The 19700-nt window shown below is 32.8% G+C and carries 19 protein-coding genes, 8 tRNA genes and 1 riboswitch; of the genes, 26 read left to right on the top strand and 1 reads right to left on the bottom strand.

The window, feature by feature from the left end:
* Positions 1–20: 20 nt before the first annotated feature.
* The 13 genes from atpE to mreB all read left to right on the top strand — a co-directional run bounded on the left by atpE (position 21) and on the right by mreB (position 11626).
* Positions 21–233: an ATP synthase F0 subunit C gene (gene atpE / locus FYJ33_RS05745; RefSeq protein ID WP_154530796.1), complete on the top strand. Its 213-nt coding sequence runs from the start codon at positions 21–23 to the stop codon at positions 231–233.
* Between the two features lie 83 nt (positions 234–316).
* Positions 317–796: a F0F1 ATP synthase subunit B gene (locus FYJ33_RS05740; protein ID WP_154530795.1), complete on the top strand. Its 480-nt coding sequence runs from the start codon at positions 317–319 to the stop codon at positions 794–796.
* Between the two features lie 3 nt (positions 797–799).
* Complete coding sequence (locus FYJ33_RS05735) at positions 800–1339, top strand: F0F1 ATP synthase subunit delta (protein ID WP_154530794.1); 540 nt, start codon at positions 800–802, stop codon at positions 1337–1339.
* A 10-nt stretch (positions 1340–1349) separates the two neighbouring features.
* Complete coding sequence (gene atpA / locus FYJ33_RS05730; protein WP_154530793.1) at positions 1350–2864, top strand: F0F1 ATP synthase subunit alpha; 1515 nt, start codon at positions 1350–1352, stop codon at positions 2862–2864.
* A 38-nt stretch (positions 2865–2902) separates the two neighbouring features.
* The gene (atpG, locus tag FYJ33_RS05725) at positions 2903–3757 is read left to right on the top strand and encodes an ATP synthase F1 subunit gamma (RefSeq protein WP_154530792.1); all 855 of its coding nucleotides are present in this window, start codon (positions 2903–2905) and stop codon (positions 3755–3757) included.
* 15 nt (positions 3758–3772) lie between these two features.
* On the top strand, positions 3773–5167 hold the full coding sequence (gene atpD / locus FYJ33_RS05720; protein ID WP_154530791.1) for a F0F1 ATP synthase subunit beta: 1395 nt from the start codon (positions 3773–3775) through the stop codon (positions 5165–5167).
* Positions 5168–5189: 22 nt separating this feature from the next.
* Positions 5190–5597 (top strand): F0F1 ATP synthase subunit epsilon, encoded by a 408-nt coding sequence (locus FYJ33_RS05715; protein ID WP_154530790.1) that lies wholly within the window; start codon positions 5190–5192, stop codon positions 5595–5597.
* A 341-nt stretch (positions 5598–5938) separates the two neighbouring features.
* On the top strand, positions 5939–6457 hold the full coding sequence (locus tag FYJ33_RS05710; protein WP_206046620.1) for a hypothetical protein: 519 nt from the start codon (positions 5939–5941) through the stop codon (positions 6455–6457).
* A gap of 21 nt (positions 6458–6478) precedes the next feature.
* The gene (gene murA / locus FYJ33_RS05705) at positions 6479–7741 is read left to right on the top strand and encodes a UDP-N-acetylglucosamine 1-carboxyvinyltransferase (protein ID WP_154530788.1); all 1263 of its coding nucleotides are present in this window, start codon (positions 6479–6481) and stop codon (positions 7739–7741) included.
* Positions 7742–7973: 232 nt separating this feature from the next.
* The gene (spoIID, locus tag FYJ33_RS05700) at positions 7974–9029 is read left to right on the top strand and encodes a stage II sporulation protein D (protein ID WP_154530787.1); all 1056 of its coding nucleotides are present in this window, start codon (positions 7974–7976) and stop codon (positions 9027–9029) included.
* A 433-nt stretch (positions 9030–9462) separates the two neighbouring features.
* Positions 9463–10176 (top strand): M23 family metallopeptidase, encoded by a 714-nt coding sequence (locus tag FYJ33_RS05695; RefSeq protein ID WP_154530786.1) that lies wholly within the window; start codon positions 9463–9465, stop codon positions 10174–10176.
* Positions 10177–10249: 73 nt separating this feature from the next.
* Positions 10250–10504, top strand: a complete 255-nt coding sequence (gene spoIIID, locus FYJ33_RS05690; protein WP_154530785.1) for a sporulation transcriptional regulator SpoIIID — start codon at positions 10250–10252, stop codon at positions 10502–10504.
* Between the two features lie 81 nt (positions 10505–10585).
* Complete coding sequence (gene mreB / locus FYJ33_RS05685) at positions 10586–11626, top strand: rod shape-determining protein MreB (protein ID WP_154530784.1); 1041 nt, start codon at positions 10586–10588, stop codon at positions 11624–11626.
* A gap of 90 nt (positions 11627–11716) precedes the next feature.
* Here mreB and yyaC read toward each other — a convergent pair whose 3' ends face one another.
* Positions 11717–12244, bottom strand: coding sequence for a spore protease YyaC (gene yyaC, locus FYJ33_RS05680; RefSeq protein ID WP_154530783.1), 528 nt, complete (start codon positions 12242–12244; stop codon positions 11717–11719).
* 128 nt (positions 12245–12372) lie between these two features.
* Here yyaC and FYJ33_RS05675 point away from each other — a divergent pair, with 128 nt between their 5' ends.
* From FYJ33_RS05675 to FYJ33_RS16815, 13 genes are all read left to right on the top strand, one after another.
* Positions 12373–12975, top strand: a complete 603-nt coding sequence (locus FYJ33_RS05675; RefSeq protein WP_154530782.1) for a hypothetical protein — start codon at positions 12373–12375, stop codon at positions 12973–12975.
* Positions 12976–13150: 175 nt separating this feature from the next.
* Positions 13151–13226, top strand: a tRNA-Thr gene (locus tag FYJ33_RS05670).
* 9 nt (positions 13227–13235) lie between these two features.
* Positions 13236–13320, top strand: a tRNA-Tyr gene (locus FYJ33_RS05665).
* 11 nt (positions 13321–13331) lie between these two features.
* A tRNA-Val gene (locus tag FYJ33_RS05660) sits at positions 13332–13407 on the top strand.
* Positions 13408–13411: 4 nt separating this feature from the next.
* Positions 13412–13487, top strand: a tRNA-Thr gene (locus tag FYJ33_RS05655).
* A 9-nt stretch (positions 13488–13496) separates the two neighbouring features.
* Positions 13497–13581: transfer RNA gene (locus tag FYJ33_RS05650), tRNA-Tyr, on the top strand.
* Positions 13582–13595: 14 nt separating this feature from the next.
* Positions 13596–13671 (top strand) — tRNA-Val (locus FYJ33_RS05645).
* Positions 13672–13675: 4 nt separating this feature from the next.
* Positions 13676–13751 (top strand) — tRNA-Thr (locus tag FYJ33_RS05640).
* A gap of 8 nt (positions 13752–13759) precedes the next feature.
* Positions 13760–13844: transfer RNA gene (locus tag FYJ33_RS05635), tRNA-Tyr, on the top strand.
* 164 nt (positions 13845–14008) lie between these two features.
* Positions 14009–14113: riboswitch (SAM riboswitch) on the top strand.
* A gap of 87 nt (positions 14114–14200) precedes the next feature.
* Complete coding sequence (gene metK / locus FYJ33_RS05630; protein WP_154530781.1) at positions 14201–15376, top strand: methionine adenosyltransferase; 1176 nt, start codon at positions 14201–14203, stop codon at positions 15374–15376.
* Positions 15377–15510: 134 nt separating this feature from the next.
* Positions 15511–17742 (top strand): SF1B family DNA helicase RecD2, encoded by a 2232-nt coding sequence (recD2, locus tag FYJ33_RS05625; RefSeq protein WP_154530780.1) that lies wholly within the window; start codon positions 15511–15513, stop codon positions 17740–17742.
* Positions 17743–17748: 6 nt separating this feature from the next.
* Complete coding sequence (locus FYJ33_RS05620; RefSeq protein WP_154530779.1) at positions 17749–18774, top strand: hypothetical protein; 1026 nt, start codon at positions 17749–17751, stop codon at positions 18772–18774.
* Positions 18750–19412 carry a ComF family protein gene (locus FYJ33_RS16815; RefSeq protein ID WP_154530778.1) on the top strand — a complete coding sequence of 221 codons (663 nt, stop codon included), beginning with the start codon at positions 18750–18752 and terminating at the stop codon, positions 19410–19412. Before FYJ33_RS05620 ends, FYJ33_RS16815 begins: the two co-directional genes overlap by 25 nt.
* Positions 19413–19700: the final 288 nt, after the last annotated feature.

Raw genomic sequence — 19700 nt, 5'->3', positions numbered from 1 at the left:
AATTTAAGGAGGAAATTATTATGACAGCATTAGCAGCAGGAATTGCAGTTTTAGCAGGTTTAGGAGCAGGAGTTGGTATTGGTATAGCAACTGGAAAGGCAGTTGAAGGAATATCAAGACAGCCAGAAGCTTCAGGTAAAATAACTACAGCATTATTAATCGGTGGTGGTCTTGCAGAAGGTACTGCAATATATGGATTAATCATAGCTATATTATTAGTTTTAAAATTATAATTTAAATCTTTAAGAATTACGAATATATAAACTTTGTGAGTGATTAGTAAATAATATGACTCCGAAGGGAGGTCAAGAGGTTTATGGAAATACAACTTCCTATAGTTTTTTGGTCTATGTTTAACTTTTTTCTTATTGTATTGATAGGTAAATATTTCTTTTTCGATAAAGTCAAAAAAATAATAGATGAAAGAGAAAATGATATAAAGGATAATATAGACAAAGCTGAAGAAGATGCAGAAAAAGCTAGAATTTTACTAGTGGAGAATCAGAAACTTTTAAAATCTGCAAAAGCTGAAGGAAAACAGATTATTGAAAAAAGAAAGCAGAAAGCAGATAAGATATATGATGAAATAATAGAGGATGCAAATAAAGAGGCTAAGGCAATAAGAGAAAGAGCAGCAGTAGAAATTAAGCTTGAAAAGCAAAAAGCAGAATCTGAAATAAAAAGTCAGGTTGTTGATTTAGCTGTATTGCTTTCAGCTAAGGCCCTTGAGGAATCAATAGATGAAGAGAAACATAGAAAACTAATCAATGAATTTATTGATAAGGTAGGTATCTAATTTATGTATGAATATTTAGATAGGCGATATGCTCTTGCATTATATAATGTTGCTGAAGAAAAAGGTAAGGTTGAAGAGTATATTAATGACCTTAGAACAATATGTAATATTATAGATAATAATCATGAGTTCTATGAAGTAATCAAGCATCCTCAGATAAGTACTACACAAAAAAAGAAAACATTTATTAAGATTTTCAAAGGCAATATTGATGAAGATTTATTATCTTTCTTGTTAATACTGATAGAGAAAGATAGAATTCTTTTCTTAAGAGAAAAACTTAACCAGATGGAAAACATCTATCTTGAAAAGCATAATACTCTTAAGGCTAAAGTTAAGAGTGTGATTCCGCTTACAGAAGAGCAGAGAAACAGACTTAACGACAAGCTGCAGGGAAAATATAATAAAAAGATTATAATAGAAGAGGAAATCGACAAAAGCATAATTGGAGGTCTTTATGTAAGGGTAGGCAATGATGTTATTGATGGCACATTGAAGAGTAAACTTCATGAGATGAAAGAATTAATGCTTAAGCGAGAATAGAGGTGAGTCTATGAATATCAAACCAGAAGAAATTACTTCTATAATTAAAAATGAGATTCAAAAATATGAAAAGAACATAAAGACAGTTGATTCAGGAACAATTGTTCAGATAGGTGACGGTGTTGCAAGAGTTTATGGATTAGATGACTGTATGCAGGGCGAACTTTTAATATTCCCTAACAATGTTTACGGAATGGCTCTTAACCTTGAACAGGATAACGTTGGATGTGTTCTTCTTGGACCTGAAGAAGGAATAAAAGAAGGAGATATTGTTGAAAGAACTGGAAAGATAGTTGAAGTTCCAGTTGGTGAAGCGCTAATTGGAAGAGTGGTCAATTCATTAGGTATTCCAATAGATGGTAAGGGGCCTGTTAAAAATGATGGTTACAGACCTATTGAGGTACCAGCCCCAAGTATTATCGACAGAAGTTCTGTTAATGAACCACTACAGACTGGTATTAAAGCTATAGACTCTATGATTCCAATTGGTAAGGGACAAAGAGAACTTATTATAGGAGATAGACAGACTGGTAAAACTGCAATTGCAATTGATACAATCTTAAATCAGAAAGGTAAAGATGTAATTTGTATATATGTTGCTATTGGACAGAAACAGTCAACAGTAGCTCATATAGTTAATACTTTTGAAGAAATGGGATCTTTAGATTATACAATAGTTGTATCATCTACAGCATCTGAAACTGCACCACTTCAATATCTTGCACCTTATGCTGGATGCTCAATTGGTGAATATTTCATGCATCAGGGTAAAGATGTCCTAATTGTTTATGATGATTTATCAAAACATGCTGTTGCATACAGAACTATGTCTCTTCTTTTAAAGAGAGCACCAGGTAGAGAAGCTTATCCGGGAGATGTGTTCTACATACATTCAAGACTTCTTGAAAGAGCTGCAAAACTTTCTGAAAAGAATGGAGGAGGTTCAATAACTGCACTTCCTATAATAGAAACATTAGCAGGAGATGTTACGGCATATATACCTACTAACGTTATATCAATTACAGATGGACAGATATTCCTTGAATCTGAATTGTTCCTTGCAGGACAGAGACCAGCTGTTAATGCCGGTATTTCTGTATCAAGAGTTGGAGGAAGTGCTCAGATTAAGGCTATGAAGCAGGTAAGTGGTACATTAAGACTTGAACTTGCTCAGTATAGAGAGCTTGCTGCATTTGCTCAATTTGGATCAGATCTTGATAAAGATACTAGCAATAGACTTGAAAAAGGTAAGAGAATAATGGAAGTGTTAAAGCAAGATCAATATAGTCCTATGGATATAGAGAAACAGGTAATGATTATATATGCTGTAACACATAATTTCTTATCAGATATTAAAGTGTCAGATATTAAGAAATTCGAAAGTGAATTCTTTGAATATGTAGATACTCATTATAGAGAAATTGGAAAAGAAATACTTGCAAAGAAAGTGTTGACTGATGAAATAACAGCTCAGCTTGATCAGGCAATAGTTGAATTTAAGAAAATATTCTTACAAGGTGCATAGCTTTTATAAGCTATGCAGACTTTTAGGAGGTGGAATTAATGGCTGGAGCAGGACTAATTGATTTAAAACGTAGAATTAAATCCGTTACGAATACTAGAAAAATTACAAAAGCCATGGGTCTTGTAGCCACTTCTAGACTTAGAAAAATAAGAGCAGCTCTTGATGTTAATAATAAGTATTTTGAATCAGTTACAATGGTGACTGAACAGATTTTATCTGCAGTTGAACCGGATGAAGGTAATATTTATTTAAAAGGCAATGATTCAAAGAAAACATTATATATACTTATGTCATCAGACACAGGTTTGTGTGGTGGATATAATACTAACCTTGCAATTAAGTTATATGATGAAATACAGAAAAGCGATAATGAAGCTTTAGTAATGGTTGTTGGACAAAAAGGAATTTCATATATGAAAAAGTATGGAATAGAAACTGCTGCTGAATATGTGCAGATTGGTGATGTTCCAACAGCAAAGGAATCAAGAATAATTTATGAGCATGCTTTAAGATTATTTAAAGAAGGGGAAGTTGGAGAAGTAAAAGTAGTGTATACTGAGTTTCTTTCTTCAATTAAACAAGAAATAAAGATTAAAAAGATACTTCCTTTAGAGAAGACAGAAATAGAATCTGAAGGTGAATATTTAATTGAACCAAGAGGCAGAGAAGCACTTGAAGAGGTACTTAATGTTTATTCAAAATCAGCAGTTTTAAACATGATGCTTAATGCAAAGTGTTGCGAATTCAGTTCGAGAATGACTGCTATGGATAACGCATCAAGTAATGCGAATGAGCTGCTTGATTCATTAAATACTAAGTATAATAGAATAAGACAAAGTGCTATAACTCAGGAAATAACTGAAATAGTCAGTGGAGCAGAAGCACAAAAATAGTAAGGAGGTATTGCGATGCCTGGTAAAATAGGAAAAGTGGTTCAAGTAATAGGACCAGTAGTAGATATAAAGTTTGATGAAGATTCACTTCCAAATATTTATAATGCCATCCATATAAAGATGGGAGATTCTGTGCTTGTTGCAGAAGTTGAACAACATATGGGTGATGATATAGTTAGAACAATAGCTATGGAATCAACTGATGGCTTAAAAAGAGGCATGGATGCTATAGATACAGGAAATCCAATATCTGTACCAGTTGGAGAAGAAGTTTTAGGAAGATTATTCAATGTTTTAGGTAACAGTATTGATGAAGGTGAAAAAATTGAAACTAAGCAGGTTTATCCAATTCACAGACCAGCACCTACATTTGCAGAACAGTCTGTAGAACCTGAAATGCTTGAAACAGGTATAAAGGTTATAGATTTACTTGCACCATATCAAAAAGGTGGTAAGATAGGTCTATTTGGTGGTGCTGGAGTTGGTAAAACTGTACTTATACAGGAGCTTATTAATAATATAGCAAAACAACATGGTGGATTATCAGTTTTCACAGGTGTTGGTGAAAGATCAAGAGAAGGAAATGATTTATACTATGAAATGAAGGAGTCTGGAGTAATTAATAAGACTGCCTTAGTATTTGGTCAGATGAATGAGCCACCAGGTGCAAGAATGAGAGTAGCATTAACTGGGCTTACAATGGCTGAATATTTCAGAGATCAAGGTCAGGATGTGCTTCTATTCATAGATAATATATTCAGATTTACACAGGCTGGTTCAGAAGTATCAGCTTTACTTGGAAGAATACCATCAGCTGTTGGTTATCAGCCAACACTTGCAACTGAAATGGGTGCTCTTCAGGAAAGAATTACTTCAACTAAGCATGGTTCTATAACATCAGTCCAGGCAGTATATGTTCCTGCAGATGACCTTACAGATCCAGCGCCAGCAACAACATTTACTCATCTTGATGCAACTACAGTTTTATCAAGAAGTATTGTTGAACTTGGTATCTATCCTGCTGTTGATCCGCTTGAATCATCATCAAGAATGCTTGATCCAAGAGTTCTTGGAAAAGAACATTATGATGTTGCAATGAAGGTTAAGAATGTTCTTGAAAGATATAAAGAACTTCAAGATATAATTGCTATACTTGGTGTAGATGAATTATCAGAAGAAGATAAGCTTCTAGTAAGCAGAGCAAGAAAGATTCAGAGATTTTTATCTCAGCCATTTACAGTTGGAGAACAGTTTACAGGTATTAAAGGTAAATATGTACCAGTAAAGGATACTATAAGAGGATTCAAGGAAATTCTTGAAGGTAAACATGATGATGTTCCTGAATCAGCATTCCTATTTGTAGGAACTGTTGAAGAAGCTAGAGAAAAAGCTAAGAATTTAGACAAATAGCTTATAGAGAGGGGATAGGATTATGAGTACCTATAAATTAACCTTGATAACACCAGATAAAGAATTATATTCTGGTCAAATAAAAAAATTCAAGTCAGTGAATTTAGATGGTCAGTTTGAAATCCTTCCTGGTCACACTAGATTCGTTACAATAACAAAACCTGCAATGACTTCATTTACAGATGAAAATGGAGAAGAAAAAGTACTGTTTACATCAACAGGTGTTGTTGAATTCAGTGATAATAATCTTACTTTCTGCTGTGATGCAGCTGAGTGGCCTAAAGATATTGATACAAAGCGTGCTGAAAGTGCAAAAGAAAGAGCAGAAAAAAGAATTAATGAAAATTCTCATGTTGATATTAAGAGAGCTGAAATTGCTCTTCTTAGAGCAGTAACAAGAATTAATATTGTAGAGAAATATAGTAAGTAAACAAGAAATCCGTTAGTGGTAAAACACTAGCGGATTTCTTTTGTATTTAAGTTTATTTTAGTCTTCAGTGTATTTTGCTACTAAAGAGAACTTATAAATAATGATGGGTGATCAATGATCATTCTTATTTGAATCGCTATAGATAATATTTAAATAAAGGTTATTTTTTGTAATTGTGTTTTAAATCTCTATAATGTGGACAGTATTCATATTAGAGGGATGTGAAAAAGATGAAAAAAAAGTTATTAATTAAAGTTAATATATTAGTATTTTTAATTTTATTTATATGTAGCAGTGGAACAATAGGAAGTTTTACTTATAGCAAATTAGCTGATGAACTTATGGATATAAATGAAATTGGACTTAAATATGTAGGTTACTATAATTGTTCATGTGATAGTATTATAAATAATTTTAAAAATAATAGTAGTGTTGAGAGGATAGAAAAAGATAAAAACTATATAACAATTATTGGAAAAATGAATAATATAAATTATGAGGCCGGCGTAAGAGATGATAAAACAAAGGAGGTAGTTATAGAGTTAATCAAATTAACAGACAAAAAAGAACTTGCCAGCATAAAAAAACAATTAGAAAAATTTACAAATTACAAATGTAAAGAAAAAAGATATTTTACCTATATAAAGGGGAAGATAAATAAGGATACTGATAAAGAAATAGAAAAATTAACTAGTGTTTTAAAGCAGCATGGAGCAGAGAATATTCGTACAATCCCCATTAATTCTGGGTATGCAGGAATCGCTGATAATGGGTCATTTCGTATTAATTATGCAGTATGCAGATATGATTCCGGCACATATATTATTTTGGGAACACCAGACATATTTATAACATACTAACAAATTTTATGGAGGACATTTATGGATAAGATAATAATTAATGGTGGAAATGAATTGAATGGAGAAGTAAATATCAGCTCAGCTAAAAATGCTGTACTGCCTATAATAGCATCATCAATTTTATGCAGTGATAAAGTTAAGATAAAAAATGCTCCTATGCTTGAAGATGTAAGTGTCATAACTAGTATTCTGCAGCAATCAGGTTCAAGTATTAATATAGATAAAAAAACTAATGAAATTTTAATAGATAACAATAATATCAGACCTCTTGATGGTAATTCTGAGCTTGTTCGTAAAATGAGGGCATCATTTTTAGTATTAGGACCTATGGTATCTAAATTTGGAGTTTGCAGACTTTCTATGCCTGGAGGATGTAATATTGGATCAAGGCCTATTGATCTTCATCTTAAAGGATTAAAGATGCTTGGTGCCGATGTTAATATTGGTCATGGTTTCGTAGAAGTAAAAGCAAAAGGATTAAAAGGCAATAAAGTATATCTTGATTTTCCTTCAGTAGGCGCAACTGAAAATATAATTATGGCCTCAGTACTTGCTAAAGGAAGAACAATAATTGAAAATGCTGCACAGGAGCCTGAAATAACTGATCTTGTAGATTTTCTAATTAAAATGGGTGCTAATATATTTGGCGCAGGAACAGGAAAAATTGTTATAGATGGCGTTGACGAATTACGAGGTATTGAATATAAACCAATTTATGACAGGATTGAAGCTGGTACATTTCTTGTAGCAGCAGCAATAACTAAGAGCAAGATAAAAATCAATGGAATTAATGAGGAGCACTTAAGACCTGTAATTGCAAAACTTAAAGAGTCAGGTGTTTTGATTAATATGATTGACCACAAATCACTTATAGTTGATGGCAGGAATGAAAGAACAGGAGTAAATATTAAGACTATGCCTTATCCTGGCTTTCCGACTGATATGCAGGCTCAGATGATGAGTTTATTGTCTTTATCAAGAGGATCCAGTATGATAACAGAAACTATTTTTGAAAACAGATTTATGCATGTTTCAGAACTTGCTAGAATGGGGGCTGACATTAAAGTAGATGGTAGAACTGCATTTATCGAAGGTGTCAAAAGATTAAGCGGATGTGAAGTTAGGGCTACAGATCTTAGGGCAGGAGCTGCAATGATTCTTGCTGGACTTGTGGCAGATGGATATACAAAGGTAACAGATATATATAATATAGACAGAGGATATGTAAAGATTGAAGATAAGCTTAGAAAGCTTGGTGCTGATATAGAAAGAATAAAAGAATAGCTTCTATATTAATAATGGCTGATACATTGGATGTTGTATCAGCCATTAATTATTTGTGATTATTTTAAGTATGAGGTATAAAACTTAGAGAGTAGAGTTTAAACTTAGTACTAATACATAAGCTTTTGATTTTTATGTGATAATTTAAAAGATGATATAATATAAATTAATATATAAGCATAATTAAATAATTTAAAAGTTTTTAGACGATAAAAGTGTATTAGGAGAAGCTATGAAGAGAATAAGAGTCTATAAAAAGAAAAGAATCAGTAAAAAGTTTAAGAGAGTACTTAGAATATATATTGGAATTATAGCAGCAGTAGTAATTACAGTAATGGGGATACTGTGTTTTAGTTCAAGCGGAAATGTAAAGTCCAAGAATATAGAAAAAGTAAAAGGCTTTACACTTGATAGTGAATGTATATCAAAGGGTATTATAAAAGTGGACAAGATAAAGGTTTATAGAACAGCTTCAGGCAGCATTGAGGAACTTACACTAGAGGATTATGTAAAAGGTGTGGTGAGTGCAGAAATGCCTGCAAATTTCGATGTGGAGGCTCTAAAAGCTCAGGCAGTTGCTGCAAGGACTTTTGCTGTAAACAAGATAATAAGACACTGCCCAAAGGGTCAGAATGCCGATATATGTGATTCTACTCACTGTCAGGTTTATATGGATAAAAAGAAGAGGATAAGCAGTTGGGGAAAGAATGCTGACTCTTTATACAAGAAAGTATGTACAGCAGTTGATGAGACAGCGGGGCAGGTTATCACATATGACGGAGAAATAATAACACATCCACAGTATTTTGCTGTAAGTTCAGGTAAGACTGAAGACTCAGTAGATGTATTCAATCGAGATATACCATACTTAAAGTCTGTATCAAGTACAGGAGAGGATATAGCCCCTAAGTATAAGTCTAATAAGTCTATACCTTATTCTCAGTTTGTCAGGATAGTTAAGAACAGTTATGGAGATACAGGTATTAATTCATCAAATTTAAGCAGTAAGGTTAAAGTTTTATCAAATACTAAATCTGGAGCAGTCAAGGAAATTCAGATAGGAAGCAAAAAGATATCAGGCATAAAGTTTAGGAGCCTTTTTAATCTTAATTCAAGTTATTTTAAGCTTTCATTCAATAATGGTAAAGTGATTATATCTTGTACCGGGTATGGTCATAATACAGGAATGAGTCAGTGGGGAGCTAATGTCATGGCAAAAAGAGGGAAAAAGTATGATGAAATTTTGGAGCACTACTACGAAGGAACAAAGATACAAAAAATAAAATAGATATGAGATTAGAACGAAGAGATATTTTATTAATTTAGAATGTAAAATGTACAATTTATAATTTCGGATTGAACTCCCCTGTTGGGAGTTCTAAAAAGAGAGCATATCTCTCTTTTAAACTTTTAATTAATAAATTAGATAATTATAAATTATATATGGAATAAAGTAAGACCACTTGAAAATGTGTGATAAAGCATTTTTGAGTGGCTTTTTTTATATATACATAAATTAATTTTGAGCATTTAGCAGTCAATGGCATGAAAGACATATGAAGAAACGACTTGGAGTGAAGCAACGGAGGCTTCAGAATATCTCTTTCGTGCCATCTTTTGTCACAAAAAATAGAAAAAAAAAGAAAAAACTCTACTAAAAGTTATTGTGAGAATGAATTAATTGGAGAAAGTAGGAAATAATACTGAATGGAGGTGTTCATATGAACGTATTAAAAAAAGTTTTTAGTTTTTTAAAGAAGGAAGCATTTTATGTAGTTTTATTACTATGTTTATGTGCAGTTGCTATTACAGCTGCTTATACTGCAAAGAAACATGCAGCATCAAACAAGAGTTCACAAAAGCAGATTGCGCAGAATGAGTACAAGGTAAACGAAAATAGTTCAACAAATGAAATGCCTAATGCTGATCTTGTAAAAAATGAAGCAAAGAAGCAGGAAAGTAGCAAGAAGGCTGAGGCTAAGACTAGCCAGGTATCAAATGTTGCAGCTGTAAAGTTTGTAAAACCAATAGCAAACGGTACCATTTCAAGAGAATATAAGGAAACTCCTTTTAAGATTGAAACTCTTGATGCATTTTGTACAATGAAAGGAATATCTGTAAAGGCTGCAAAAGGAACTAGTGTATTAGCAGCTGCAGATGGAAAGGTTACTGATGTTGGAGAGTCTGATGATAATCTTATCGGATGTTATGTTGAGGTAACTCATAGTAATGGTATGAAGACTGTATATTCTAACCTTGATAAAAATGTAAAGGTTAAGAAGAATGACGTTGTTAAACAAGGACAGCAGCTAGGTGTAACTGGAGATACAGCGGTAAGTTTAAAAAAAGATAAGATCGCTCACGATCTAGGCTTCCAGGTATTAAATGCTAAGAATGAACAGGTAAATCCTACTAAATATGTATCATTCAAATAATAAAATTGTTCAGTCCTATATTTTAAGGACTGAACAATTTTTAAAATTTTTATTTTGAAGGGAGGTAATTTTTTTGAAAGATTATATCGAGGAAAGAGTTCTTGATGTTGCTAAATATATAATAAATTCCAAATCAACAATAAGAAAGACAGCTAAGGTTTTTGGTGTCAGTAAAAGTACAATTCATAAGGATATGACAGAAAGGCTTCCACAAATTAATCCTATAATTGCAAAGGAAGCAAAGAGTGTACTAGATTTGAATAAGGCAGAAAGACATATCAGAGGAGGAAAGGCTACAAAATTAAAATATAAGGCTATTGAAGGATAGCCTAAATATATGTATAATGAAAATAATGTAAAAGAAAATTTTATTATACAAAGAAAGAATAATTTTGGGAGTGAAACGAATATGTGGTTTTGGAGTATGGGCACAGATATAGGAATAGATCTTGGAACTGCAACTGTTCTTGTTTATTTAAAGGACAAAGGTGTAGTTTTAAAAGAACCATCTGTTGTGGCTATTGATAGGAGTAAAAATAAAATACTTGCTGTAGGTGAAGAAGCAAGGCAGATGATAGGAAGAACACCAGGGAATATAGTTGCAGTAAGACCTCTAAGAGATGGTGTTATTTCAGATTATGATATGACAGAAAAAATGCTGAGATACTTTATAAGAAAAGGATGCGCTAAGAGAAAGATATCAGCGCCAAATGTCATGGTTTGTATTCCATCACAGGCAACTGAAGTTGAAAAGAAAGCTGTTATCGATGCTACAAAAAATTCAGGGGCCAAAAAAGTTTACCTTATAGAAGAACCTTTAGCAGCAGCTATAGGTGCTGGACTTGATATATCAGAACCAAATGGATTTATGGTGGTAGATATTGGTGGTGGAACTGCTGATATAGCTGTAATGTCACTTGGAGGAACAGTAGTTAGAAAGTCATTAAAGGTTGCTGGAGATAAATTTGATGAAGCAATAATAAGACATATAAGAAATAAATATAAACTTATGATAGGTGAAAGAACAGCAGAAAACTTAAAAATAAATATAGGATCTGCATGTAAGGGTTTAAGAGATTTGTCTATGCCTATTAAGGGAAGAAACTTAATAACAGGACTTCCTGATACTATAGAGATAACTTCTGAAGAAATTAGAGAAGCTTTATTAGAGCCAGTGTCATTGATAGCAGAATCAGTACATGCAGTCTTAGAAAAAACTCCACCAGAACTTGCTGCTGATATTATGGATCAGGGAATATTACTTACAGGTGGTGGCGGTCTGCTTTTTGGATTAGATAAATACATAGAAAGTGCTACAGGAATTAAAGTTAAAGTTGCTGAAGATTCAGTGGAATGTGTAGTAAAAGGAACTGGAAAGTCATTAAAATTATTAAATAAAATAGAATTTGACGGAGATATGGAAGTCAGTCTCGTAGAAAAGTGTAATTAATTTTATTATATTTAAAATAAAGATGAGGTACTATTAAGAGTTTTAAACTTATAATAGTACCTTATTTTTTATGAAAATATTGTCTGTTATTTAATCATGTTGGCTTAAATAATATGCATGAATAAGAGCGTCAGTAATCACTTTTGCCATTGACATTACAAGGCTTAATCGTATGTTTTTCTGTTTAAAAAATTGAGGACCATCAGAGTTGTCCACAATCCCTATAATTGAAGCATCACCTACTTTAGGTAGTGACTTTCCTACACCTTTTCCAGGATGAATGGGAATATCACGGGCCTGAAGTTCTCCTATAGCACTTTCATCACCTATACACGCATCTATTCCAATAATACAAGGATCAGTATATTTTTTATTAATTGTATCTAAGATTTCATCTAAATTTAAAGCATGACATGGCTCTTTTAATGTTCCATATATAGGAATAGGGAAGTTTTCTTTTTTTAAAAATGTCCCTACCAGAGGTCCAAGACAATCGCCTATAAATTTATCTGTGCCGATACAAAGTATTACAGTATGTTCATTTATATAATCTTTAATAAAGTATGCAAGTTCGTAGTAGGCCATTGCTGATTCATAATGAATTTTTATTTTATTCATTATTTTGTGCTCCTTTCAGTTTTGCTTCACTAATAATTTATATGTAAATAAAATATGGATTATTAAGGTGGGGGGAATAAAAAATATATTTTGGTCAAAAATCTAAATATACGTGAGGTGATGAAAAAATGAAAAAAATATTCAGCATTATAGCTATAGCAGTAACGTTAGTATATGTAGTATATATGGTAGGGATTAACAATAAAACAGAAATAAAAAATGCAGCTAATAATAGAAAAGAAGAAATAGTTAATAAGAATAAAGTTCCCAATAAGGAAAAAACAAAAAAAGCAGATAATGTGATAAAAAATAAAAAAGAAGACAATATAAAACGTAACGAAAGCAAAAAGATAGATAAACAGGAAAGCAAAAAAAACAATGAAGATACACAAAAATATAATGTGAAAAAACAAGATGAAGATACTGAGGAAGCAAATGCTCAAGAAAAGAATGATGAAAAAAATATGCCTGTATTCAAGGTGGATAAAAATACTATAGTATCAAGAGTGAGTTTTGAAGATAAAGCAAAACTGCTTATTTATTCAAGAAAACTTTCTACAACTGATGAGGCTCAGATAAAAGAATTAATGAAAAGCAGTGATGAATTAAATTCAAGTATAAAGATTTTTAAAATACTTAAATTAAGACTTGGTACAGAAGATTATAATAGTGTTAAGAGTATATTATCTCCATATATAGATATTAATTTGATTGAGAAAAATTTGAAATAAATAATCATAAAACAATGTTGACAGTTATAGCTAATAAACGCAAGAAAAACTAAGGAATTTTAATATAATCTATTTAAATTGTCTATAATCATTATTAATGCACATTGAAATATATGCCCTAAGACTATATACTAATCATTGTCGATTGGAGATAAACCAAACGGCAGGTGGAAATGCTGGCATGGCTCAATTGGTAGAGCAGCTGACTTGTAATCAGCAGGTTGTAGGTTCGAGTCCTATTGCCAGCTCCAATTAAATAAGGAGGAGTTCCCGAGTGGCCAAAGGGGGCAGACTGTAAATCTGTTGCAAGTTGCTTCAATGGTTCGAATCCATTCTCCTCCACCATTAAAAAAAATGGTCGCATAGCTCAGCTGGGAGAGCATCTGCCTTACAAGCAGAGGGTCATAGGTTCGAGCCCTATTGTGACCACCATAATGCTGGCATGGCTCAATTGGTAGAGCAGCTGACTTGTAATCAGCAGGTTGTAGGTTCGAGTCCTATTGCCAGCTCCAATTAAATAAGGAGGAGTTCCCGAGTGGCCAAAGGGGGCAGACTGTAAATCTGTTGCAAGTTGCTTCAATGGTTCGAATCCATTCTCCTCCACCATTTTCAAAAAATATGGTCGCATAGCTCAGCTGGGAGAGCATCTGCCTTACAAGCAGAGGGTCATAGGTTCGAGCCCTATTGTGACCACCATAATGCTGGCATGGCTCAATTGGTAGAGCAGCTGACTTGTAATCAGCAGGTTGTAGGTTCAAGTCCTATTGCCAGCTCCATTAAATAAGGAGGAGTTCCCGAGTGGCCAAAGGGGGCAGACTGTAAATCTGTTGCAAGTTGCTTCAATGGTTCGAATCCATTCTCCTCCACCATAAGAGTAAGGAAACTTACCCTTATTTTTTAGTATATTTATACTGGATAGTATAAAAAAATATTATATTTTATTGACTGGTTTTATTGACTGGCAGTCGATGGAGTGGTAATATAAAAATATAAGAAATAAAAAAACACGTTAAAGTTTATAATAAAATAATAACTCTTATCAAGAGAGGTGGAGGGAAATGGCCCAGTGAAGCCCGGCAACCTATGTTTTTTAACATAAGGTGCCAATTCCTGCAGAAGAGATTCTGCGAGATAAGAGGAGATTTGATACTAATAGTCTCTTCTTATTGAAGAGGCTATTATTTTTTATAAAGGGAAGGGAGTGTGAATGCCTTAAAGGCAAAGTATGAAAAGACTATTTACATCAGAATCAGTTACAGAAGGACATCCAGATAAAATATGTGACCAGATTTCAGACAGCGTTTTAGATGCTATTTTAGCTCAGGATCCAAATGGTAGAGTTGCATGCGAAACTGCAGTTACAACTGGTATGGTTTTAGTTATGGGTGAAATATCAACAAAAGCAAATGTTAATATACCTAAGATTGTTAGAAATACAATCAAAGAAATAGGTTACGATAGAGCAAAGTATGGATTTGATTGTGATACATGTTCAGTATTAACATCAATTGATGAACAATCTGCTGATATAGCAATGGGAGTAGATGAGGCATTAGAATTTAAGAATGGAACAAAAGATGATGCAGATTCTATAGGAGCTGGAGACCAAGGTATGATGTTTGGTTTTGCAACTAATGAAACTGAAGAATACATGCCAACACCAATAGCGATGGCTCATAGACTTTCTAGAAGATTGACAGAAGTAAGAAAGAATGGAACGCTTGATTATTTAAGACCAGATGGTAAGACACAGGTTACTGTTGAATATGATGATAACAAGGTTAAGAGAATAGATGCTATAGTAGTATCAACTCAGCATAGCGAGGAAGTTACTCAAGAGCAGATTCAGAGTGATATAAGAGAACAGGTAATTAATGCAGTAATTCCTCAGGAACTTCTTGATGAGAATACAAAATACTTTATAAATCCAACAGGAAGATTCGTTATAGGAGGACCTCAGGGTGATAGCGGATTAACAGGAAGAAAAATTATAGTAGACACTTATGGTGGATATGGCAGACACGGCGGTGGAGCTTTTTCAGGAAAGGATCCAACAAAGGTTGATAGATCAGCAGCATATGCTGCTAGATGGGTAGCTAAGAACTTAGTCGCCGCAGGAGTTGCAGATAAGCTTGAAATTGAACTTGCTTATGCGATTGGAGTTGCTGAACCAGTATCCATAGAAATTGATACATTTGGAACAGGAAAAATTGAAGATCAGAGAATAGTTGATATAGTTAAAGAAGTATTTGACTTAAGACCAGCAATGATAATTAAGAATCTTGATTTAAGAAGACCAATCTACAAACAGACTGCAGCATATGGCCATTTTGGAAGAACTGATTTAAATCTTCCATGGGAACAGTTAAACAAAGTAGAAGAAATAAAAAAGTATTTATAATATAAATAAATAAGAAAGAGTTACATCAATTGTTGTGAATTTGATGTAACTCTTTTTAAATTGTGGATATAATTTTAATATGGGAATAAAGTCTGATATAATTCAATTATAATATAGTTTTTAGGAGCAGATTAATGGAGGAAATAAAGTGCAGAGTATTATCGATAGTTTATAAAAACGATGATAATGGCTATACAGTTTTTAAAGCTGAAGAAAATAGCAGAGAAATAACTGTTGTTGGAACAGTTCCATATATAAATGAAGGGCAGTTTCTCAACATCAAGGGAGAGTGGATTGTAAATCCTAAGTTTGGAAGGCAGCTTAAAATAAGTGAATGCAGAGAAATAGTCCCAGACACAACGAAGGATATTGAAAAATATCTATCATCAGGTTTGATTTATGGGATAGGACCTATCACTGCTAAAAAGATAGTAGCAAAGTTCAGGGAAAAAACATTGGAGATACTTGATAATGATATTGAGGAACTTAAGAAGGTTGAAGGGATAGGAGAGAAGAAGCTAAAACTTATAATGGAGTCATATGTGGGACAGAGGGAATTAAAGAATGTTATTATGTTTTACCAGTCGCATGGAATGAGTACATCACAGTGCATGAAAATATATAAAAAATATGGTTCAAGTGCGATTCAGGTAGGCAGAATAAATCCATATATGCTTTGTGATGAGATTTCAGGTATTGGTTTTAAAACATCTGATAAGATGGCTGCTTCATTAGGAATTGAAAAAGATTCTGAATTTAGAATAAGTAGCGGTATAAGATATGTAATAATTGATTACTGTGCAAATGGTAATACATTTATGCCAAAGAATGAACTTATTGATGAAGCTTCATCTATGCTTGGTATTCCTAAAGAAAAAGTTGAAAAGAATTTATATGACGATACAGCAAGTAATAAAATTCAACTTGAAGAGATTAATGGCAATGAATGTGTTTTTGCACTTCCTTATTATTATTGCGAATTAGGTGTTACCAAGAGAATATTAACACTTGCTATTAATAATTATAATAATTTAAATATTGATGTAGATTACGAAATTAAAATGTTCGAAGATAAAAATAAGATTAGCTTTGCTCCATCTCAGAAGGAAGCAATTACAGGTGCTGCTACAAATGGAATTGAGATAATCACAGGAGGTCCTGGTACAGGAAAAACTACAATTATCAAATGTATTATTGATATTTTTGAAAAATGCGGTATGAAGGTGCTTTTAGGAGCTCCCACAGGAAGAGCGGCAAAAAGGATGAGTGAATCTACAGGAAAAGAAGCGCGAACAATACATAGACTTCTGGATGCAACAGTAAATGATGAAGAAGAAGCAGTTTTTTATGAGGGTGAATCAGCTCCCCTTGACTGTGATGCTGTTATTATTGATGAAGCATCAATGATAGATATAATGCTTATGAACAGTCTTCTTAAAGCAATTAAAGTTGGTACAAGACTTATAATTGTTGGCGATGTTGATCAGTTGCCATCAGTAGGACCTGGTAATGTGCTTTCTGATCTTATAAATTCTAATTTTACTAAGGTTGTAAGACTTAAAGAAATATTCAGACAGGGCAAGGAGAGTATGATCGTTGTTAATGCGCATAGGATAAATGAGGGCAATATGCCATTGCTTAATGAAAAAGGCAAGGACTTTTTCTTTTTAAACAGGAATAGCCCAGAAGATATGCTTAATACAATAATCGATTTAATTAACACAAGACTTCCTAGATATAATAAGTCATGGAACAAGATGAAGGATATTCAGATACTTACACCAACAAGAAAAGGAATGCTTGGTGTGACAGGATTGAATGAAAAGCTTCAGAGTGTGCTTAATCCACCTAGAAAAAATGTTAATGAGCGAAAAATTAAAGATACAGTATTCAGAGTCGGTGACAAAGTTATGCAGACAAAAAATAATTATACAATAAAATGGGATAGGATTGCAGGATATGGTGAAGAACAGGGGACAGGTGTATTTAACGGCGATATGGGTGTTATACATGAAATAAATGAGGAAAATAAATCTATAACTGTAATATTTGACGAAGAAAGACGTGTGCTATATGATAATATATGTGCTGAAGAGCTCGAACTTGCCTATGCTATTACAATTCATAAGAGCCAGGGGAGTGAATTTCCAGTAGTAATAATGCCTTCATTTATGGGTTCACCATTTCTTATGACAAGAAACCTGTTGTATACAGGGATAACAAGAGCTAAAATGCTTGTTGTGCTTGTTGGAACTGTAGGAGCATTGAAATATATGGTTGATAATGTTAGAGGTAGCGACAGGCACTCAGCATTGGAGTGGAGAATTAAAGATATAGTATCAGAAGATATATTTTCTAAGGAGTAATTTATTATGAAAAAAAATAATCAAAATAAAAGGTGTTTAGAAATTAATTCGACTATTGAATATATTTTTGATTGGTATAATAAAAAGAATACAAAATTATTGAACGTTATTACATATCCATATAATGATATAAGAATATTTAGAGATCTTATAGTTGAAGTATCACAGAATAGCATGTCAGTACTCTATTTATGTAATAATGAGAATAAGTATTCTGAAATAATAAAGTATATTAGAAATGCAGGAACAGGAGTGACATATTCAAAGATTAAGAATGGTAATAGTGGTGATGAATGTATCATTAATTTTTCAAGCATAGATAATATAGTGAATATAAAAAAATATTATGATCTTATAATAATTGATGATATAAGTATGCTATCACCATATTCAAGTACAGAATTTAAGGAATATGTTGATATGTTGTATAGAAACTGTGGAAAGATAATCCTCTATACATTTGAAGAGATAATGAATAATGTTGATACAATATATGTAGGAAATTACTTTAGAACAAAACCGTTTATTGAGCCAAGAGTGATTACGACAAGGATAGATCTTAATACTGATATTCCATTTGTTATGTATGACTATATAAGGTGGTTTAAGAAAAATAGAAGAAAGATACTTATTATTACACCAAGTGGTGAAAAACAGCAGATGGTTTATGACTATTATGTTAAGAGGCTTAATATAGTGGAAAAGATGAAAGTTATAAAATATGAAAGGCAGGATCATGATAAGATATGCAGATATGCTTTTGAAAATAAAGATAATGCAGTTATTATAGTATCAGACAGAGTTCTTGATGATTTTATAAGAATACCTGATCTTGATATTGTGGTTTATTTTAGCAATGATGAATGTTTTACCTATAAAAAGCTTGTTTATTTATGTGGGGAAGTTGGAGGAATGAATAAGGAAGGAGAAGTTCTGCTGCTTTCTAATGGAGTTAATGACAATATAGATCAAGCGAAGGAATGTGCAAGGCAGTATAATAAAATATCGTGGGAAAAAGGTTTGTTGACTTAATCAAATACCAGGTAAAGTGTATTTTTGAAGCAATATATCCTCATGCTGATAAATGTATATGCTGTGGTGAGGATAGCGAGGATGTAATATGCAGAAAATGCAGAAAAAATATTTTTTTAATTGACAATTCAATAAAACTAAGCGAATTTGATGAGTATGTGTATCCCTGCTGTTATTACAGCTATGAGATGAAAAAAATAATTTTAAAGTTTAAGTATGAAGCCGATTTTTATGCAGGAGAAGAGCTTGCGCATATGATGGCCCAGAAAATCAGTAGATTAAATATTGATGATGCTTTGCTTACTTATATTCCATCATCAAAAAGTGCACTAAGAAAACGTGGTTTTGATCAGTGTGAGTTTCTCTGTAGAAAGATATGCAGTGAAATAAAAGTAAAGTATAAAAATCTGCTTGTAAAAAGTAGTGACGTTAAAGAACAGAAAGCTTTAAGCAGGAGGGAAAGAATTAGGAACTTGAAAAACGCTTTTATGGTGAATGAGGATTTATCAGGAAGAAAAATTATACTTATAGATGATGTAATAACTACCGGTGCAACGTTGTATTATGCAAAAAAAGCCTTGGAAGAAAGAGGAGCTCAAAAAGTTTTACTAGTAGCTGTTGCAAAAAGTACAATATGAATGTATAATATTTTTCGTGATGTCAGGTCTGTGGTTGAAAGTCGATGCCAGTCGCAGGCAAAACGATCCACGTAAGTTAAACAAAGAGTTAATGAGCATGGTGCGGTTTAGATGTTAGTCCTGCCAGTGAAAGCTGAGAGGGTTAGTAGTGAGAGGTTAATTCCGGGTAGCAAAAGCTCCAGCAGGCGAGTGTGGGGTCAAAGACCAGGTCAGCTGATATCACATCTTTTATATGAATAATTAAAAGCTGATAAGCTTATAGAGTAAGACACTCTGCATATTTGCAGA

It is taken from the genome of Inconstantimicrobium porci (assembly GCF_009696465.1).
Taxonomy (GTDB): Bacteria; Bacillota; Clostridia; order Clostridiales; family Clostridiaceae; genus Inconstantimicrobium; species Inconstantimicrobium porci.
Note: the sequence above shows the minus strand (reverse complement) of the source record. Positions and strands in the feature narration are given on the sequence as shown.